This window comes from Methanoculleus sp. DTU007 (assembly GCF_001512385.1).
Classification (GTDB): domain Archaea; phylum Halobacteriota; class Methanomicrobia; order Methanomicrobiales; family Methanoculleaceae; genus Methanoculleus; species Methanoculleus thermophilus.
Genome location: NZ_LFRO01000036.1, coordinates 19,160 through 34,667, shown reverse-complemented (window position 1 = coordinate 34,667; position 15,508 = coordinate 19,160). Strand labels below are relative to the sequence as shown.

The 15,508-nt window shown below is 60.8% G+C and carries 16 protein-coding genes and 1 pseudogene; 15 read left to right on the top strand and 2 right to left on the bottom strand.

The window, feature by feature from the left end:
* The coding region (locus ACI94_RS04135; RefSeq protein ID WP_286681130.1) for a GNAT family N-acetyltransferase at positions 1–249 on the bottom strand (249 nt) is incomplete at its 3' end.
* Between the two features lie 213 nt (positions 250–462).
* On the opposite strand from ACI94_RS04135, the gene ACI94_RS04130 reads away from it, so the two are divergent.
* The 6 genes from ACI94_RS04130 to cgi121 all read left to right on the top strand — a co-directional run bounded on the left by ACI94_RS04130 (position 463) and on the right by cgi121 (position 6,587).
* Entirely contained in the window at positions 463–1,488 is a 1,026-nt protein-coding gene (locus ACI94_RS04130) for a type II glyceraldehyde-3-phosphate dehydrogenase (protein WP_066957966.1), read from the top strand.
* Positions 1,489–1,544: 56 nt separating this feature from the next.
* Positions 1,545–2,492, top strand: coding sequence for a tyrosine--tRNA ligase (locus ACI94_RS04125; RefSeq protein WP_066957964.1), 948 nt, complete (start codon positions 1,545–1,547; stop codon positions 2,490–2,492).
* Between the two features lie 7 nt (positions 2,493–2,499).
* Entirely contained in the window at positions 2,500–3,303 is an 804-nt protein-coding gene (locus ACI94_RS04120; RefSeq protein WP_066957962.1) for a serine protein kinase RIO, read from the top strand.
* Positions 3,300–3,842: a KH domain-containing protein gene (locus ACI94_RS04115; RefSeq protein WP_066957960.1), complete on the top strand. Its 543-nt coding sequence runs from the start codon at positions 3,300–3,302 to the stop codon at positions 3,840–3,842. Before ACI94_RS04120 ends, ACI94_RS04115 begins: the two co-directional genes overlap by 4 nt.
* Before the next feature lie 82 nt (positions 3,843–3,924).
* On the top strand, positions 3,925–6,063 hold the full coding sequence (locus ACI94_RS04110; RefSeq protein WP_066957958.1) for an ATP-dependent DNA helicase: 2,139 nt from the start codon (positions 3,925–3,927) through the stop codon (positions 6,061–6,063).
* Between the two features lie 8 nt (positions 6,064–6,071).
* Positions 6,072–6,587 (top strand): KEOPS complex subunit Cgi121, encoded by a 516-nt coding sequence (gene cgi121, locus ACI94_RS04105; RefSeq protein WP_066958174.1) that lies wholly within the window; start codon positions 6,072–6,074, stop codon positions 6,585–6,587.
* On the opposite strand, the gene ACI94_RS04100 is transcribed toward cgi121, so the two are convergent.
* Positions 6,578–7,075: a molybdenum cofactor biosynthesis protein B gene (locus tag ACI94_RS04100; RefSeq protein WP_066957955.1), complete on the bottom strand. Its 498-nt coding sequence runs from the start codon at positions 7,073–7,075 to the stop codon at positions 6,578–6,580. The two genes, cgi121 and ACI94_RS04100, sit on opposite strands and share 10 nt — an antisense overlap.
* Before the next feature lie 1,091 nt (positions 7,076–8,166).
* On the opposite strand from ACI94_RS04100, the gene ACI94_RS04095 reads away from it, so the two are divergent.
* From ACI94_RS04095 to ACI94_RS04055, 9 genes and pseudogenes are all read left to right on the top strand, one after another.
* On the top strand, positions 8,167–9,450 hold the full coding sequence (locus ACI94_RS04095) for an ORC1-type DNA replication protein (protein WP_066957953.1): 1,284 nt from the start codon (positions 8,167–8,169) through the stop codon (positions 9,448–9,450).
* A 4-nt stretch (positions 9,451–9,454) separates the two neighbouring features.
* Complete coding sequence (locus ACI94_RS04090; protein ID WP_066957951.1) at positions 9,455–9,946, top strand: Lrp/AsnC family transcriptional regulator; 492 nt, start codon at positions 9,455–9,457, stop codon at positions 9,944–9,946.
* Between the two features lie 11 nt (positions 9,947–9,957).
* Positions 9,958–11,118: an aminotransferase class I/II-fold pyridoxal phosphate-dependent enzyme gene (locus tag ACI94_RS04085; RefSeq protein ID WP_066957949.1), complete on the top strand. Its 1,161-nt coding sequence runs from the start codon at positions 9,958–9,960 to the stop codon at positions 11,116–11,118.
* Positions 11,119–11,748: 630 nt separating this feature from the next.
* Positions 11,749–12,759, top strand: a complete 1,011-nt coding sequence (locus ACI94_RS04080) for an adenylosuccinate synthetase (protein ID WP_066957947.1) — start codon at positions 11,749–11,751, stop codon at positions 12,757–12,759.
* On the top strand, positions 12,756–12,941 hold the full coding sequence (locus ACI94_RS04075; RefSeq protein ID WP_066957945.1) for a methytransferase partner Trm112: 186 nt from the start codon (positions 12,756–12,758) through the stop codon (positions 12,939–12,941). The genes ACI94_RS04080 and ACI94_RS04075 overlap by 4 nt, the downstream gene beginning before the upstream one ends.
* Positions 12,942–12,948: 7 nt before the next feature.
* Entirely contained in the window at positions 12,949–13,470 is a 522-nt protein-coding gene (locus ACI94_RS04070) for a hypothetical protein (RefSeq protein WP_273259071.1), read from the top strand.
* Complete coding sequence (cbiB, locus tag ACI94_RS04065) at positions 13,449–14,369, top strand: adenosylcobinamide-phosphate synthase CbiB (RefSeq protein ID WP_066957942.1); 921 nt, start codon at positions 13,449–13,451, stop codon at positions 14,367–14,369. The genes ACI94_RS04070 and cbiB overlap by 22 nt, the downstream gene beginning before the upstream one ends.
* A gap of 5 nt (positions 14,370–14,374) precedes the next feature.
* Complete coding sequence (pdxS, locus tag ACI94_RS04060; protein WP_066957940.1) at positions 14,375–15,271, top strand: pyridoxal 5'-phosphate synthase lyase subunit PdxS; 897 nt, start codon at positions 14,375–14,377, stop codon at positions 15,269–15,271.
* Positions 15,261–15,508 (top strand): annotated as a pseudogene (locus ACI94_RS04055) (pyridoxal 5'-phosphate synthase glutaminase subunit PdxT); the annotation flags it as partial. The gene pdxS and the pseudogene ACI94_RS04055, both read left to right, overlap by 11 nt.

The window sequence follows — 15,508 nt, the reverse complement described above, 5'->3', positions numbered from 1 at the left end:
CCGGACACCGCCGATCAGCCTCTTTTCACGGGCAAGCGTGACGGCAAAGCCTGCGGCGTCGCCGCGCTCGATGCCCTCGGAGAGGGAGGCGATCCAGATCTCGGCAAGGCCTTCCGGGTAGGGGTAGGGGAGGAGGGTTGTCGCGGCAACGGCGTGGTCCCCGCAGAGCCGTTGAACCGTGGCGGCATCCGCAAGGTCGAATGGGCGCAGGAGGAGACGATCGGTCTCAATGATGGGCTGCTTCTCCATAGGTATGCAGATGGCGCCAGCCAATATAAGACCTGCCGCACCTCGCGCAAGATCGCTTCGGCTTTATAACATTATCTTCCAGTTCTTGAGATTACGCGGCATAGTGATGATAATGGGCCACTTGAAACCTCTAATCTTGATAAGAGCCCAGAATATCCTCGCTATCTGCAAACCAGCAACCTTTATTAATTTTTGTTCTGTATTCCAACATGCATGATCAAAGTCGCAATCAACGGATTTGGGACCATCGGCAAAAGGGTAGCCGATGCGGTCGCCGTTCAGCCCGATATGGAAGTAATAGGGGTTTCGAAGACCAGCGTCTCTGCTGAAGCGTTCGTCGCAAAAGAGCGCGGCTACCCGCTCTATATCGCGGACCTCTCAAAGAAGCCGGCATTCGAGAAGGTCGGTCTTGAGGTCGCCGGCGACGTAGAGGCGATGATCAAGGCCGCCGATATCGTCGTTGATGCCACACCGGGGGGTGTCGGGGAGAAGAACCGACCGATCTACGAGCGTCTCGGCAAGAAGGCAATCTTCCAGGGCGGCGAGGAACACGAGGTCGCCGGGTTCTCGTTCAATGCCCACGCAAACTACAGAGAGGCCGAAGGGCACCAGTTCGCCCGGGTCGTCTCGTGCAACACCACCGGACTCGTCCGGATCATCCACGCCATGGACCAGGCCTTCGGCGTCGAGCGGGTCCGGGCGGTGATGGTCCGGCGGGCAGCGGACCCCGATGACGTCAAGAGGGGGCCGGTGGACGCGATCGTCCTCAACCCGGCGACCATCCCGAGCCACCACGGGCCGGACGTCAACACCGTCCTCCCGCACATCAATATCGTCACCCTCGCGATGATCGTCCCGACGACGTTCATGCACATGCACTCTATCCAGATGGACCTAAAGAAGGAGACCACCCGCGAAGAGGTGCTGAAGGTCTTTGAGAACCACAGCCGGATTGGGCTCATCCGCAAGGCCACCGGGATCAAGAGCAACGCCCAGCTCCGGGAGTACACCCAGGATCTCGGCCGGCCGCGGACGGACCTCTGGGAGAACGGGGTCTTTGAGGAGTCGGTCTCGGTCCTGAACGGAAAGGAGTTCTACTGCTTCCAGGCCATCCACCAGGAGGCCGACGTCGTCCCCGAGAACATCGACTGCATCCGCGCCCTGATGGGAACCGTGAAGGATCCGGAAGAGTCCATCCGGATGACGAACAAAGCGCTCGGTCTCGTCGCGATCGGGTGAACGGCCGGACCGGGGGAGGAAGAAGGATTAACTCCCCGGCAAACCCACTATTTTTAATGGATCCGTATGAACTGGTGACCCGGAATACCGTTGAGGTTGTCACCGAAGAGGAGCTGCGTGCGCTCATTGACCGCCCGGTCAAACGGGTCTACACCGGCTACGAGCCGAGCGGTGAGATCCACCTCGGCCACATGGTGACGGTGAACAAGTTGATGGACTTGCAGCAGGCAGGGTTCGAGGTGACCGTGCTCATCGCCGATCTCCACGCCTTCTTGAACCGCAAGGGCACCATGGAGGAGATCCGGGAGATCGCCGAATACAACCGCCTCTGCTTCGAGGGGCTCGGCCTGCGCGGCGCAAAGTATGTCCTCGGTTCGGACGTCCAGCTTACGCCGGAGTACGAGCTTTCTGTCCTCAAACTCTCCCAGGCAATCACCCTCAACCGGGCGAAGAGGAGCATGGACGAGGTCGGGCGGCAGATGGAGAACCCGATGGTCTCGCAGATGGTCTATCCGATCATGCAGATGGTCGATATCGCGACCCTGCAGGTGGACGCCGCCGTCGGCGGAATCGACCAGCGAAAGATTCACATGCTTGCGCGGGAACACCTTCCCTCAATCGGATACCCGGCGCCGGTCTGCATCCACACGCCGATCATCAACGGCCTCGACGGGAAGAAGATGTCGTCATCGGCAGGAAACGTCATATCCGTCGCCGAATCTGAGGAGGAGATCAGGCGGAAGATGAAGAAGGCATTCTGCCCGCCCGAGATCGAGAACAACCCGGTGCTTGAGATCCTGCGCTACCACATCTTCCCCCGGACGGGTACGGTCACCATCCGCCGGCCCGCGAAGTTCGGCGGGGACCGGGAGTTCGATACCTACGAGGACTTGGAGCGTGCCTACGCTGCGGGCGAGATCCATCCCCTGGACTTAAAGACGGCAACCGCCGAACATCTCATCGATATCCTCGCTCCCGTACACGACTACGTCTGCAGCAGGTGATCCGATCATGGCCCGCGAAGACGAGTACGAACGGTTCGACCGCGAGATAGAGGCGATGGGTGTCCGAATAAAAGACGCCGATTCGGTGAAGGTACGCGACGACGTCTTTGACGAAGTCACCCTGATAGCACTCTACAAGCTCGTCCATAAGAGACTGATATCAGCCATCGGCGGGCCTATCAGCACCGGAAAAGAGGCGAACGTCTTTTATGGCGAGCGCGACGAAGACGAGATCGCGATCAAGATCTACCGCATCCAGACCGCGAACTTCAAGGCGATGACCGAGTATCTCGCGGGCGACCGCCGGTTCTCAAGCGTCCGCGGGACGCGGAAGGGTATCATCTTCGCCTGGACGAAGAAAGAGTACAGCAACCTCGCCCGGGCGTATGAGGTGGGGATTCCAGTCCCCGAGCCCCTCGCGTTCGACCGGAACATCCTCTTGATGCGATTCCTCGGCGAGGACGAATTACCGTATCCACAACTCCGGAACGCCGAGATCGAGGACTACGGAGCGGTGTATCGACAGATCCTCGACTATATCGAACGGCTCTACCGGGATGCGCGCCTGGTCCATGCCGACCTCTCCGAATACAATATCCTCTATCACGAGAAACCCTACCTGATCGATATGGGACAGGCGGTCACCCTGGATCACCCACGGGCGCCCGCGTTCCTGATACGGGATATCAAGAACCTTAATCGATATTTCTCCCGCTACTGCGATATCTTGGATGAACAGGAGATCATCAGCGCGATCACCGGGACCGAATATCGGGAGCCTTCAAGACCGGGAGAAGGGATGCAATCATGACCACACAGGAGATGAAAATTTCAACCGCGAGGATCGGTGTACTCATCGGAAAGAGCGGGTCCACAAAGCGCGAGATCGAAGAGAAGATTGGGATATCTCTCCGGATCGACAGCGAAGAAGGATTGGTGACGATCGAGGGGGAGGATCCCGTGAACGTGATGACGGCGACAAACGTCATCTCCGCGATCAACCGTGGATTCTCGCCGGAACGCGCGTTCCGGCTCCTCGATGACGAGGATATGATGCTCGATATCCTCGACCTCGCCGACCTCTCGGGGTCGAGTAGGCAGCTCGAGCGGCTCCGGGGCCGGATCATCGGAAAAGCAGGGACATCCCGCGCCCAGATCGAGGATATGACCGGCACGGAGATCTCGGTCCAGGGCAAGACCGTTGCGATCATCGGTCTTCCCGATCATGTCGAGATCGCACGAAAAGCAATCGAGATGCTGATCCAGGGCGTGCCTCACGAACATGTCTACGCTTTCCTCGATCGGAAGAAAAAGGAAGCCAAACGGGAGATGCTGGAGTATTATTCGTGATATTGCCGGGGCGAGCCGGTTCTGTCCATGGCCATAACAATACGCGCAGTATGGAGTCTGCAGTGGAAATGAAGGGGTATACATGGAGATAGCGGGTCTCCCCATCCCGCCGGATCTCGCGGCCAGTTACGCTCGCCGCGGGATCACCGAACTCTACCCGCCTCAGGCCGCGTGCGTCGAAGCGGGGCTTTTTTCGGGGAAGAACCTCCTCATCTCCATCCCAACCGCGAGCGGCAAGACCCTGGTCGCCGAGATGGCGATGCACCATCAGGTGGCGAGGGGCGGCAAGTGCCTCTACATCGTTCCTCTGCGAGCGCTCGCGAGCGAGAAGTTCCAGGAGTTCTCGGGGAAAGGGCTCCGGATCGGGATCGCGACCGGCGACTTCGACCGGAGGGACGACTACCTCGGACGAAACGATATCATCGTCGCGACGAGCGAGAAGGTGGACTCGCTCCTGCGGAACCGGACGCCGTGGCTTGCCGACATCACCCTCCTCGTCGTCGATGAGGCGCACCTGATCGACGACCCCTCTCGGGGGGCGACGCTTGAGATGGTGATCACGAAACTCCGCCACAGAAACCCGGATATGCAGATCATCGGTCTCTCGGCGACGATCGGGAACCCTGCCGACCTTGCGGGGTGGCTGGACGCCGAACTCATCGAGAGCGACTGGCGGCCGGTCGATCTCAGGGAGGGGGTCTTCTTCCAGGACAGCATCCAGTTCGCCGACCGCGTCCGGCAGATCGAACGAAAGAGCAAGTACGAGGACCTGGACCTCGTCCTCGACACGGTCGCGGAGGGAGGGCAGTGCCTGGTCTTTGTCAGCTCCCGCAAGAACGCCGAAGCGTTCGCGAAACGCGCGGCCTCGGGCTTGAAACTCGCAAACCCCGTCCTCGCCGGATATGCGGATCGGATCCGCTCGAACGCCGCGACCGATATGGGAAAGACTCTTGCGGCCTGTGTTGCGCAGGGCGCGGCGTTCCATCACGCCGGCCTCTCGCGGGAAGAGCGGCAGATTGTTGAGGCCGGATTCCGTGAGGGGGAGATCAAGGTGATCGCCTCGACACCGACCCTTGCGGCCGGCCTGAACCTTCCCGCCAGGCGGGTGATCATCCGCGACTACCTCCGGTTCAGCGCCGGGGAGGGGATGCTCCCGATCCCGGTCCGGGAGTACCGGCAGATGGCCGGGCGGGCCGGGCGGCCGCACCTCGACCCCTACGGCGAGGCGGTCCTGATCGCGAAGTCGGAGGAGATGGTCGAGGAGCTCTTCGACTGCTACATCGAGGCCCCGGCGGAGGACGTCCGGAGCCGGTGCGCAAACGAGGCGGTCCTCTGCACCCACATCCTCTCGCTCATCGCGACAGGCTTCGCCCGGGAGCGCGATGAGGTGCTCGGGTTCATGGACGGGACGTTCTACGCCCACCAGGGCGAGAGCCAGCGTGCGCTCTCGCGGGTTGTCCACCGGGTGCTTGAGTTCCTGCGCGAGGCGGAGATGATCACCGAGGTGGGGGACTGGCTCGAGCCGACGGAGTACGGGTCGCTCGTCTCCCGACTCTACATCGATCCGAGGAGCGCGGAGGTGATCGTGACGGCGATGGCGGATCAGAAGGACTACACCGATATTGGGCTCCTTCACCTCCTCTGCTCGACGCCGGATATGCCGACGCTCTTCGTTCGACGGGACGATATGTACCTCCTAGACCGGTTCCTCGCCGACCACCGTGACGATCTCTGGATGGAGATCCCCTGGGACGCCGACGAAGAGTTCGACCGGAGCCTCAAGACCGCGCTCCTCCTCGCCGACTGGGTGAACGAGATCGGCGAGGACGAGATCTGCCGGCGCTACAACGTCGGTCCCGGTGATGTCTACGGGATGGTCGAGAGCGTCGCCTGGCTGGTCCACGCGAGCCGGCACCTCGCCGGGCTCTTTGCCCCGCACCTCGTCCGCCCCATCGAGGAGATGGAACTCCGGACCAAGCACGGTATCAAGAAAGAGCTCCTGCCCCTCATCAGGCTGCGCGGGATCGGGCGCGTCAGGGCGCGCCGGCTCTTTGACAACGGCATCGACTCGATCGAGGCGCTCCGCGCCGCAGGACAGGAAAAGGTTTCCAGGATCCTCGGGCAGGGGATCGCCGCTCAGGTCTTTGAGCAGCTTGATGGCGTGCGGGAAGAGATCCAGGAGATCAGCGAGGAGCAGTCGACCCTCTCCCGGTTCGGGTGAACGAGAAAATGGCAGAAGTAGCATGCGATATCTATCAGGCGGTCGCTACGATCGAGAATAAGTTCAAACTCTTAAACGAGATCAGGACGATCGCCGACGAGTGCGGAACCCATATCATCCTCTTTGACGCCGACCGCCTGGCCGGGCGCGAGCACGTAAGAGCGGCGCTCCGGCATGCCTGGCGATCGTGGAATCGGGGCGACCCGATAGCGAACTCGATCGAGATGGAGGCGCTCCTCTACGCCGCGGGAACGCGGCAGTGCCATGTGGCCTCGTCCTTTGGGATCCACCCGGGGGAGAACCGCTTCTACATCGCGGTCTGTCCCCCTGCATCGGGCGTCCGCGACCGACTTGCCGGTCTTGTGCGGTTTGTCGACGAGGACTGGGAGACGATCGATCCCGCGAAGCGGGCGCGTCTTGCGGACCTCTACGATATCACGCCCGAGGAGGTCGCGGTCGTCGGCGAGGACCGGTTCCGCGACCTGGTCATCGAGCGGGTGGCGCTCCTCGACGTCTACCGCTGAGTCGGCCCGGCGTGAGAGAGGATATGCTGGATCTCGGGGATGATGATCTCCTTTGCAGCAAGCGTGACGGCCTTGGTTGAGCCCGGGATGCAGAAGACCGCCCGACCGCCGACGACCCCGGCGATCGCCCGGGAGAGGATGGCGGAGGTCCCGATCTCTTCGTAACTCTTGAGCCGGAAGAGTTCGCCGAATCCGTCGATCGTCTTCTCAAGCAGCGGCGCGACCGCCTCAATCGTCACATCGTCCGGTGTGAGCCCGGTCCCCCCGGTGACGACGACGCAGTTTGCGCGCGTAAGCGCCGTCCGGACCTCGGCACGGATCCGCTCAAGGTCGTCGGGGATAACGGCGTAGTGGGTCACCTCGATACCGGCGGCCGAAAAGAGGTCGATCAGGATCTTCCCGCTGGCATCGGTCTCCGGCTTCCGGGTCGATGAGACGGTGATGACGGCACCGGTCACAGTGATGGGTTTAAGATGGTTGCTCTCCATGAGATCATCCCGTACTCCTATACCGCGTATTTTACTTCTTTCTATCTTCCCGGAGGAGGTGGGGAATCCCTGACCCCTTTGTTTCCACTGGAACATATTCGGGACCACGAGGGCAAGGGCGAGGGCAGGTTGGAGGGGAATGGTGGGTGAGGGGATAAAACCGTGTTTTTACGTTAGATTCTGATTATACTGGCAGATAATCGAGTTTTTCATGATTCACTGATCCGGTCCGTCGTGGAAGAAGAAGAGAGAATTGCAGGAGAAGAGAATCGAGAGCGATCTTCCACAGGAACTTAGAGGTCTAATATGGGTCCCAAGAGCTATCGGCTCTCTGAGAATGAATCGTTTGGACTTAGGTCTGATATTATTGTCTATTTCAGTAAAAGAAGAGAATATAGGTCGATTATAAAACGATGTAGAGGTGCAGTCGATGAAGAGATCGGTGAAGAGGAGTAAAGAGCATCGGGGTAATCGAGAGTGATAAGGAGCAGAGAGATGAGACCCAAGGGATGATGAGAGCCACTGAGACGTACGGTGGTAAGAGGATCGTACTAGGGAAGCTCCTGGATCCTTTCTGCTCCTATCCTTCCTTCTCCTGCTCCACTTTCTATCGTTTCAGGTTTTCTCCTCTTCCCCGGTTATTTCATCCAGTTCTGGTCTCTCTCCATCCTACCTGGTTTCAACGTTCTACAAGTTTCAATTGTGTCATTTAGGCCTTAAAAAAACTTATTTCTGCTTTTAACTCTTTTTTTGCCTGTTTTCTTCACTCTGTACTTTAACGATTAATTTTTATATTTTGAGTTGCAGAGGTACACATGACTATCATCATCACTTTTGAATGTGATACACCAAGGGGGTGTATCATCATCACGTTCCACTGGAAACAAAGGGGTGGGGGTGATCCTGCGATCCTCTTCCTCAGATCACCTCTCACCTCGAGCTTCCCTGACCGGATCTGCCAAGGTTCTGCTGGCAACTAATCGGGTTCCACGTTCCACTGGAAACGAAGGGGTTATCAGTCTCCAGAACAACCATATTGTGGGCCCTCGACACGAAACTCTCCTGTCCGGGTAACCCCCTCCGGTGACACCATGTCGGACGATAAGAACAACTCAATGGGATTATTCAAAAAATACCTGACCAATAGACGTATATTTAAGAACAGGGAAGTTCTCCGCCACAGTTATCGTCCTCAGATCCTTCCTCACCGGAAACCGCAGATCGACGAGCTTGCCTCTATTCTTGCCCCCGCTCTCACAAACGAGACCCCGTCCAATATCCTCATCTACGGCAAGACCGGGACCGGGAAGACGGCATCGGTCCGGTACGTGGGAGCCGAGCTTGAGAATGCAAGTGCGCTCGCCGGGACCAAGTGCAAGGTCGTCCACCTCAACTGCGAGGTGATCGATACCCAGTACCGTGTCCTCGCCCAGATCGCGAACTGCCTCGACGAGGCCGATGCGCATCCGAGCGACAGCACCCGGGCCCATATCCCGATGACCGGGTGGCCGACCGACCAGGTTTATGCGGAACTCAAGAACCAGCTCGAGAGCAACGGCGGGGTCATGGTCATCATCCTCGACGAGATCGACAAACTCGTCAAGAAGAGCGGCGACGATACCCTCTACAACCTCACCCGGATCAACTCCGATCTCAAGTTTGCGAAGGTCAGCATCATCGGGATATCAAACGACCTCCGGTTCACCGACTTCCTGGACCCCCGGGTTCTCTCCTCGCTCTCCGAGGAGGAGATCGTCTTTCCCCCCTACAACGCCCCGCAGCTCTGCGATATCCTCCAGCAGAGGGCCGAGATGGCCTTCGTGGAGGGCGCGCTCGACGAGACGGTCATCCCGCTCTGCGCGGCGCTCGCGGCGCAGGAGCACGGCGACGCCCGGCGGGCGCTCGACCTTCTCCGGGTCTCGGGGGAGCTTGCCGATCGCGAGAATGCACCGGGCGTGACCGAGCGGCATGTCCGGATGGCGCAGGAGAAGATCGAGACCGACAGCATGGTGGAGTGCATCTCCACTCTCCCGACCCAGAGCAAGGCGGTCCTGTATGCGATGCTGATCCTTGAGCGGATGGGCAAGAGGATATTCACGAGCGGTGAGGTCACGGTGGTCTATCGGGAGATTGCCCGGATCATCGATCTCGACGTCCTGACGCACCGCCGGATCACGGACCTCATCTCCGAACTCAACATGCTCGGGGTCATCAACACCCGGGTCGTCTCGCGCGGCCGCTACGGCCGGACGAAGGAGATGTGGTTCGATGCAACGACAAGCAAGATCGAGGAAGTCGTCACGCGCGACCCAAGATTGGATGACCAGAGACTCAGAGATATTGATATCAATCGTTTAAGAGCAATGTTCAGGTGAGATTATGGACGAGAAGGACCGTACCCTCCTCCATCTCCTGGAGGAGAACTGCCGCACCCCGACAAGCGAACTTGCGGTGCTGGCCGAGATGAGCGAAGAGGAAGTAAAGAGCCGGATCAGCCGGCTCGAGTCGATCGGCGCCATCCGCCGCTACGGAGCGGTCGTCGACTGGGAGCGGGCCGGGGACGGCAACGTCGCCGCGGTGATCGAGCTCAAAGTCTCGCCTGAACGGGACTTCGGTTACGACCGGATCGCGGAGCGGATCGCCCGGTTCCCCCAGGTCCGGTCGCTCCGGCTGATGACCGGGGCTTACGACCTCCAGCTCCTGGTCACCGGGCCGAGCATGCATGAGATCGCCCGGTTCGTCGCCGAGCAGATCGCCCCGATGGACCGGATCCGTGAGACGGCGACGCACATCATCATGAAGACCTACAAGGAGAACGGCACCACCTTCGCCGAGCGCGAAGAGGTCGAACGTCTCCCGTACTCGTTCTGAGGTGAGGCGCGTTGAGGGATTTCGTCTCTGCCCGGGCCCGCGCCATACCTCCGTCGGGGATCCGGCGGTTCTTCGATATCGCCCAGACGATGGATGACGTCATATCCCTGGGTGTCGGTGAACCGGACTTCGTGACGCCTTGGTGCGTCTGCGAGGCCTCCATCTACTCGATCGAGCAGGGGTCGACCGCCTACACCTCAAACAAGGGGACTCCTCAGCTCCGGGGCGCCATCAGCCGCTACCTCGATACCCGTTTCGGCACCCGGTATGACCCCGAGAACGAGATCATCGTCACCTGCGGCGTCTCGGAAGCGGCCGATATCGCTATTAGGGCCATTACGGATCCGGGAGACGAGATCCTGGTCGCAGAGCCCTGTTACGTCTCCTATGTCCCATGCGTCTCCCTCGCAGGCGGCGTCCCGGTCACCGTCCCCTGCCGGGCGGAGGACGAGTTCCGGCTGACGCCCGAGGCGCTCGCGGAGAAGATCACCCCAAAGACAAAGGCGCTCATCGTAAACTTCCCGAACAACCCCACCGGCGGGGTGATGCAGGAGGCGGACTGGCATGGCATCGCCGATCTTTTGGTCGACCACGACCTCCTCCTCATCAGCGACGAGGTCTACGCCGAGCTCACCTACGAAGGCGACCACTTCTCTCCGGCACGGATCCCGGAACTCTATGAGCGGACGATCACCTTAAACGGGTTCTCGAAGGCCTTCGCCATGACCGGGTGGCGGATCGGCTACCTCTGCGCTCCGCCCGAGATCACCGCCGCGGCCTTGAAGATCCACCAGTACGTCGCGCTCTGCGCCCCGGTGATGGGACAGATCGCGGCGTATGAAGCGCTCCGGATCGGGGAGGCCGAGAAAGACGCCATGGTCAGGGAGTACCGTCTCCGGCGGAACCTCTTTGTCGACGGATTAAACAAGATCGGCCTTGCCTGCCACGTTCCGAAGGGCGCATTTTACGCCTTCCCCTCGGTGGAGAGCACCGGCATGAGCGATCTCGAGTTTGCCGAGAAACTCCTGCACGATCAGCATGTCGCGGTCGTCCCGGGGAGTGTCCTCGGGCCCTCCGGTGCCGGGCATGTGCGGTGCGCCTATGCGGTCTCGCGGGACGATCTCAGGGAGGCCCTCTCCCGCATGGCGGCCTTCCTGGAATCAAAAGAGTGAGAGCGCCCCAGGTCTTCTCAAGACCAAATCACAACTCTTTTATGCGGTATCCATGCTCAAATAACGGGCAATCCGGTGTCCGACAGAGGAATGACGATAGGAGAACCCCTTTGCTTCCACTGGAGATGTGGATTTATTCGGCGATTCCGAGGGGGTCGGGATCACTTTCCCACGCGTGCAGGATATGCATCCCCCTCTGGAAATGCCGGGCGGATCATTGGGTTCTCGTCCGCGCTCCAATGTTCTAAATTCGATCACAGATCGGCTCATCATTTCATAGAATGCTCGACGTGGCAGCCCTGGATGCAGAGAAGATGAAGTTTCCAGTGGAAATGAAGGGGTTTGGATCCGGCAGTGACCGACCGGGGAGCCAGGCTTCTGATCCACAAGACTGATATGCAATGCACTCCCCGCGGAAGGCCCCCAGTATTGGTACCGGGGCCAGACCCGGTTCCGCTCTTTGGGTACTGGATCTTATGGCCGATCGCTGCTCTTTTTGGCGCGAGGCCTTGCCAGGCAGAGATGGATGGGTTGTCCGGCGTCGTCTTCACATAAACAGGATGGCTGCTCTCCCGGTATCAGATTGTAACGTTTATCATTCAGTATCGCTCCATCCTACATGATAGAACAATGAGTTGTACTATTATCGTCGGCGGGTTCTTTGGTGACGAGGGAAAAGGAAAGATCGTAGCCCACATTGCTCACCAGGACAGACCATCCATCATCTCCAGGGGCGGCGTCGGCCCGAACGCAGGGCATACCGTCCGCATTGGTGAAAAAGAGTACGGTGTCAGGATGGTCCCCTCGGGGTTTGTCTACCCGGAAGCAACCCTCATGATCGGGAGCGGCGTCCTCGTTGATCCCCGGGTCTTCCTGCACGAGGTCGACCTGCTCGGCGTCCGGGAGAGGATCTTTGTCGACGGCAGGTGCGGTGTCATCGAAGAGGAGCATATCGCCCGGGACAGGGGGAGCGAGCATCTCAGAAAGAAGATCGGGAGCACCGGGACCGGGTGCGGCCCGGCGAACGCAGACCGTGTTCTCCGGACATCCCGGCAGGCAAAAGATGTTCCTGAGCTTGCCGACTTTGTCACCGACGTAGCACAGGATATCAACAGCGCTCTCGATAACGGCGAGATGGTCCTCCTCGAGGGGACCCAGGGCTTCGGGATCTCCCTCTACTTCGGAACCTACCCGTATGTGACGAGCAAAGATACCTCCGCCTCGCAGATCGCCGCCGATAACGGTGTCGGCCCGACCCGGATCGACGACGTCATCGTCGTCTTCAAGGCCTACCCGACCCGGGTCGGCGAGGGCCCCTTCTCGACCGAGATGACCGCGGAGCAGTCGCACAAGCTCGGTATCGAGGAGTTCGGGACCGTCACCCACCGGCAGCGCCGCATCGGCACCTGGGACGGGGAGATGGCGCGCTACTCGGCGATGATCAACGGCTGCACCCAGGCGGCGATCACCGGGATCGACCGGATCGACCCGGCCTGCTTCGGCGTCACCGAGTACGATCGGCTGACGAAGAAGGCAAAGGACTTCATTGCGCAGGCGGAAGAGGATATCGGCAAGCCCGTCACCCTGATCTCGACGGGCCCCGAGATCTCGCAGATCATCGATCTACGGAGTGAGCTATGAGAAGAGATCTTATGGAGATTCTCTGCTGCCCGGTCTGTAAGGGGGACCTGGAACTCCTGGTGACAGAAGAGCGCGGCGAGGAGGTGCTGGAGGGCACCCTTCGGTGCGCGGCATGCCGCGTTGACTACCCGATCAACGAGGGCATCCCAAACCTCCTCCCGCAGAACATCTGCGAGGACTGATCAGACCGTGCCGGAGATTCATCTCAATAGCCGCGGGATAAACGCGATAGCGGTTCCGGACGAGGTCGAGGCGACACCGGGCAGCGACCTCGTCCTCCATATCATCAACCACGGTTCGCCGCTCCATATCACCATCGCCTCCTCAAACTCCGCGGCCTTCACCGACTTCTTCCACGAGAATCTCTACGTAAACAAGATCGAGGAGTTTTCTATCCCCATCCGGGAGAACGCCTGCCCCGGAACCTTCTCTCTCGAGGTCATCGCCGGCTACGGCGCTAAGAGAGCGGAGTTCCGGGTCGTCGTCAAGGAGCGGCCCGATCCTGAGCCTGCTCCGGAGCCGGAGCCAGTCGTCCCGGAGGTCGCTAGACCGGGCATACCGCTCCCGCCGGCGACGGTCCTCGTCCCCTGTGTGATCGCCCTGCTCCTCTATGGGCTGTGGCTCATGCTTGGGATCGATCTCCTGAACGCCGCCGCGTTTGCGGCCCTCCTTCTCGGGGTCATTCTCACATGGTTGCGGCAGCGGTCGTAGTCGCTGCGTCGCTGCTGGTGGACCGGCTGATCGGGGACCCGCACTCCCGCTACCACCCGGTGGCTCTGCTTGGCCGGTTCATCGGGTGGTGGGGGGTCCCGGGCCGCTACCCGGCCCGCGTCGAGCGTTTTTTTGGGGTTTTGGGCGCTCTCGTGACGGTCGCCCTCTTTGCCGCGCCGTTTGCGCTCGTCGAGTATCTGGCCCCCTGGTACCTCTACCTCCTCCTCGCGCCCTTCCTCCTCAAGGTCTGTCTTGCCTGGCGGTCGCTTGAGGAGCACGTCGCCGCCGTCGTCCGGGCGCTCGAGGACGACGGGATCGGTGCGGGCCGCTCAACAGTCGGGATGATGGTGAGCCGGGATACGGGGGACCTCGATTCCGAGCACGTCCTCTCGGCGGCATACGAGTCGATGACCGAGAACCTGGTCGACAGCATCATCTCTCCGCTCTTCTACTATGGGCTCTTTGGACTCGTCGGAGCCGCAGGTTTTAGGGCGATCAACACCCTGGACGCGATGCTCGGCTACCGCGACGAGCGGGCCCGGATCGGGTGGTTTTCGGCCCGCGCCGACGACGTTGCAAACTTCATCCCGGCCCGGCTGACAGGTCTTATCCTCCTCGCCTACTTTGCGGCGAAGGGCCGGTTCACCCCGGCGTATGCGGCCCTCCGGCGCGATAGAAAGAAGCGGCCGGGGTTCAACGGCGGAATCCCGATGGCGGTCATCGCCGGCGGGGTAGGGATCCGGCTCGAGAAGCCCGGCGTCTATACGATCGGGGATCCGGAGCGGAGCCTTGCGGAGGGGGGAGCCGGAATTGTCCGGGCGGTCCGGGCGGCGACGGTCATCTTTGCGATTGGGGAGATCGCCGCACTATTTTTATTGTGGTCCATGTGCTATACATAGAAGTAATGAAACTCGAGGAACTGAGATTTGGCACCGAGCTGATCAAGCGCGGCTTTGCGTCGATGCAGAAAGGCGGCGTCATTATGGACGTCGTCAACGCAGAGCAGGCGCAGATTGCCGAAGAGGCCGGTGCCGTCGCCGTCATGGCGCTTGAGAGAGTCCCGGCCGATATCAGGGCAGCCGGGGGCGTGGCCCGTATGGCCGATCCACAGAAGATTATCGAGATCATCGATGCGGTCTCCATCCCGGTGATGGGGAAGGTTCGGATCGGCCACTTCGTCGAGGCGCAGATCCTGGAAGCGCTTGGTGTGGACATGATCGACGAGAGCGAGGTGTTGACCCCGGCGGACGAGCAGTTCCATATCGATAAAACCCGGTTCTCCGTGCCATTCGTCTGCGGCGCCCGGAACCTCGGGGAGGCGCTGCGCCGCATCAACGAGGGAGCGGCGATGATCCGGACAAAGGGCGAGGCCGGGACCGGCAACGTCGTCGAGGCGGTCCGCCACATGCGGGCGATCATGGGCGAGATCCGGAGCCTGCAGGGTCTCTCACGCCAGGAACTCGTCGACCGGGCCCGCGATATCGAGGCGCCGGCGGACCTGGTCATCGAGTGCGCAGAGCGCGGCCGGCTCCCCGTCGTGAACTTCTCCGCCGGCGGGATCGCGACGCCTGCCGACGCGGCGCTGATGATGCACCTTGGGGCCGACGGTGTCTTTGTCGGGTCGGGCATCTTCAAGTCCGCAAACCCCGAGGCGACCGCCCGGGCGATCGTCGAGGCGGTGAACCACTACGACGATCCAAAGGTCCTTGCCGAGGTGAGCAGGGGTCTTGGGGATGCGATGAAGGGCATCGATATCCGTACACTTCGTCCAGAAGAGGTGTTGCAGACCCGTGGGCGTTAAGGTCGGGGTTCTCGCGCTCCAGGGCGACGTCGCCGAGCATGCTGCGGCGTTCCGGGAGGCGCTCGCGGAGAGACCGGGCTCGGAGGTCGTTTTAGTCAGGAAGCCCACAGACCTTGCGGACCTCGACGCCCTTGCGATCCCGGGCGGGGAGTCGACGACGATCTCCCGGTTGATCGAGAAGAACGGGCTCTATGAACCGATCGTGGAGTTTGAGGGCGGGATCTTCGCCACCTGCGC

Excerpts from the sequence above, each read along its gene's own strand:
- ACI94_RS04130 (WP_066957966.1), top strand. The coding sequence starts at position 463 with ATGATCAAAGTCGCAATCAACGGATTTGGGACCATCGGCAAAAGGGTA.
- ACI94_RS04125 (WP_066957964.1), top strand. The coding sequence starts at position 1,545 with ATGGATCCGTATGAACTGGTGACCCGGAATACCGTTGAGGTTGTCACC.
- ACI94_RS04120 (WP_066957962.1), top strand. The coding sequence starts at position 2,500 with ATGGCCCGCGAAGACGAGTACGAACGGTTCGACCGCGAGATAGAGGCG.
- ACI94_RS04115 (WP_066957960.1), top strand. The coding sequence starts at position 3,300 with ATGACCACACAGGAGATGAAAATTTCAACCGCGAGGATCGGTGTACTC.
- ACI94_RS04110 (WP_066957958.1), top strand. The coding sequence starts at position 3,925 with ATGGAGATAGCGGGTCTCCCCATCCCGCCGGATCTCGCGGCCAGTTAC.
- cgi121 (WP_066958174.1), top strand. The coding sequence starts at position 6,072 with ATGGCAGAAGTAGCATGCGATATCTATCAGGCGGTCGCTACGATCGAG.
- ACI94_RS04100 (WP_066957955.1), bottom strand. The coding sequence starts at position 7,075 with ATGGAGAGCAACCATCTTAAACCCATCACTGTGACCGGTGCCGTCATC.
- ACI94_RS04095 (WP_066957953.1), top strand. The coding sequence starts at position 8,167 with ATGTCGGACGATAAGAACAACTCAATGGGATTATTCAAAAAATACCTG.
- ACI94_RS04090 (WP_066957951.1), top strand. The coding sequence starts at position 9,455 with ATGGACGAGAAGGACCGTACCCTCCTCCATCTCCTGGAGGAGAACTGC.
- ACI94_RS04080 (WP_066957947.1), top strand. The coding sequence starts at position 11,749 with ATGAGTTGTACTATTATCGTCGGCGGGTTCTTTGGTGACGAGGGAAAA.
- ACI94_RS04075 (WP_066957945.1), top strand. The coding sequence starts at position 12,756 with ATGAGAAGAGATCTTATGGAGATTCTCTGCTGCCCGGTCTGTAAGGGG.
- cbiB (WP_066957942.1), top strand. The coding sequence starts at position 13,449 with ATGGTTGCGGCAGCGGTCGTAGTCGCTGCGTCGCTGCTGGTGGACCGG.
- pdxS (WP_066957940.1), top strand. The coding sequence starts at position 14,375 with ATGAAACTCGAGGAACTGAGATTTGGCACCGAGCTGATCAAGCGCGGC.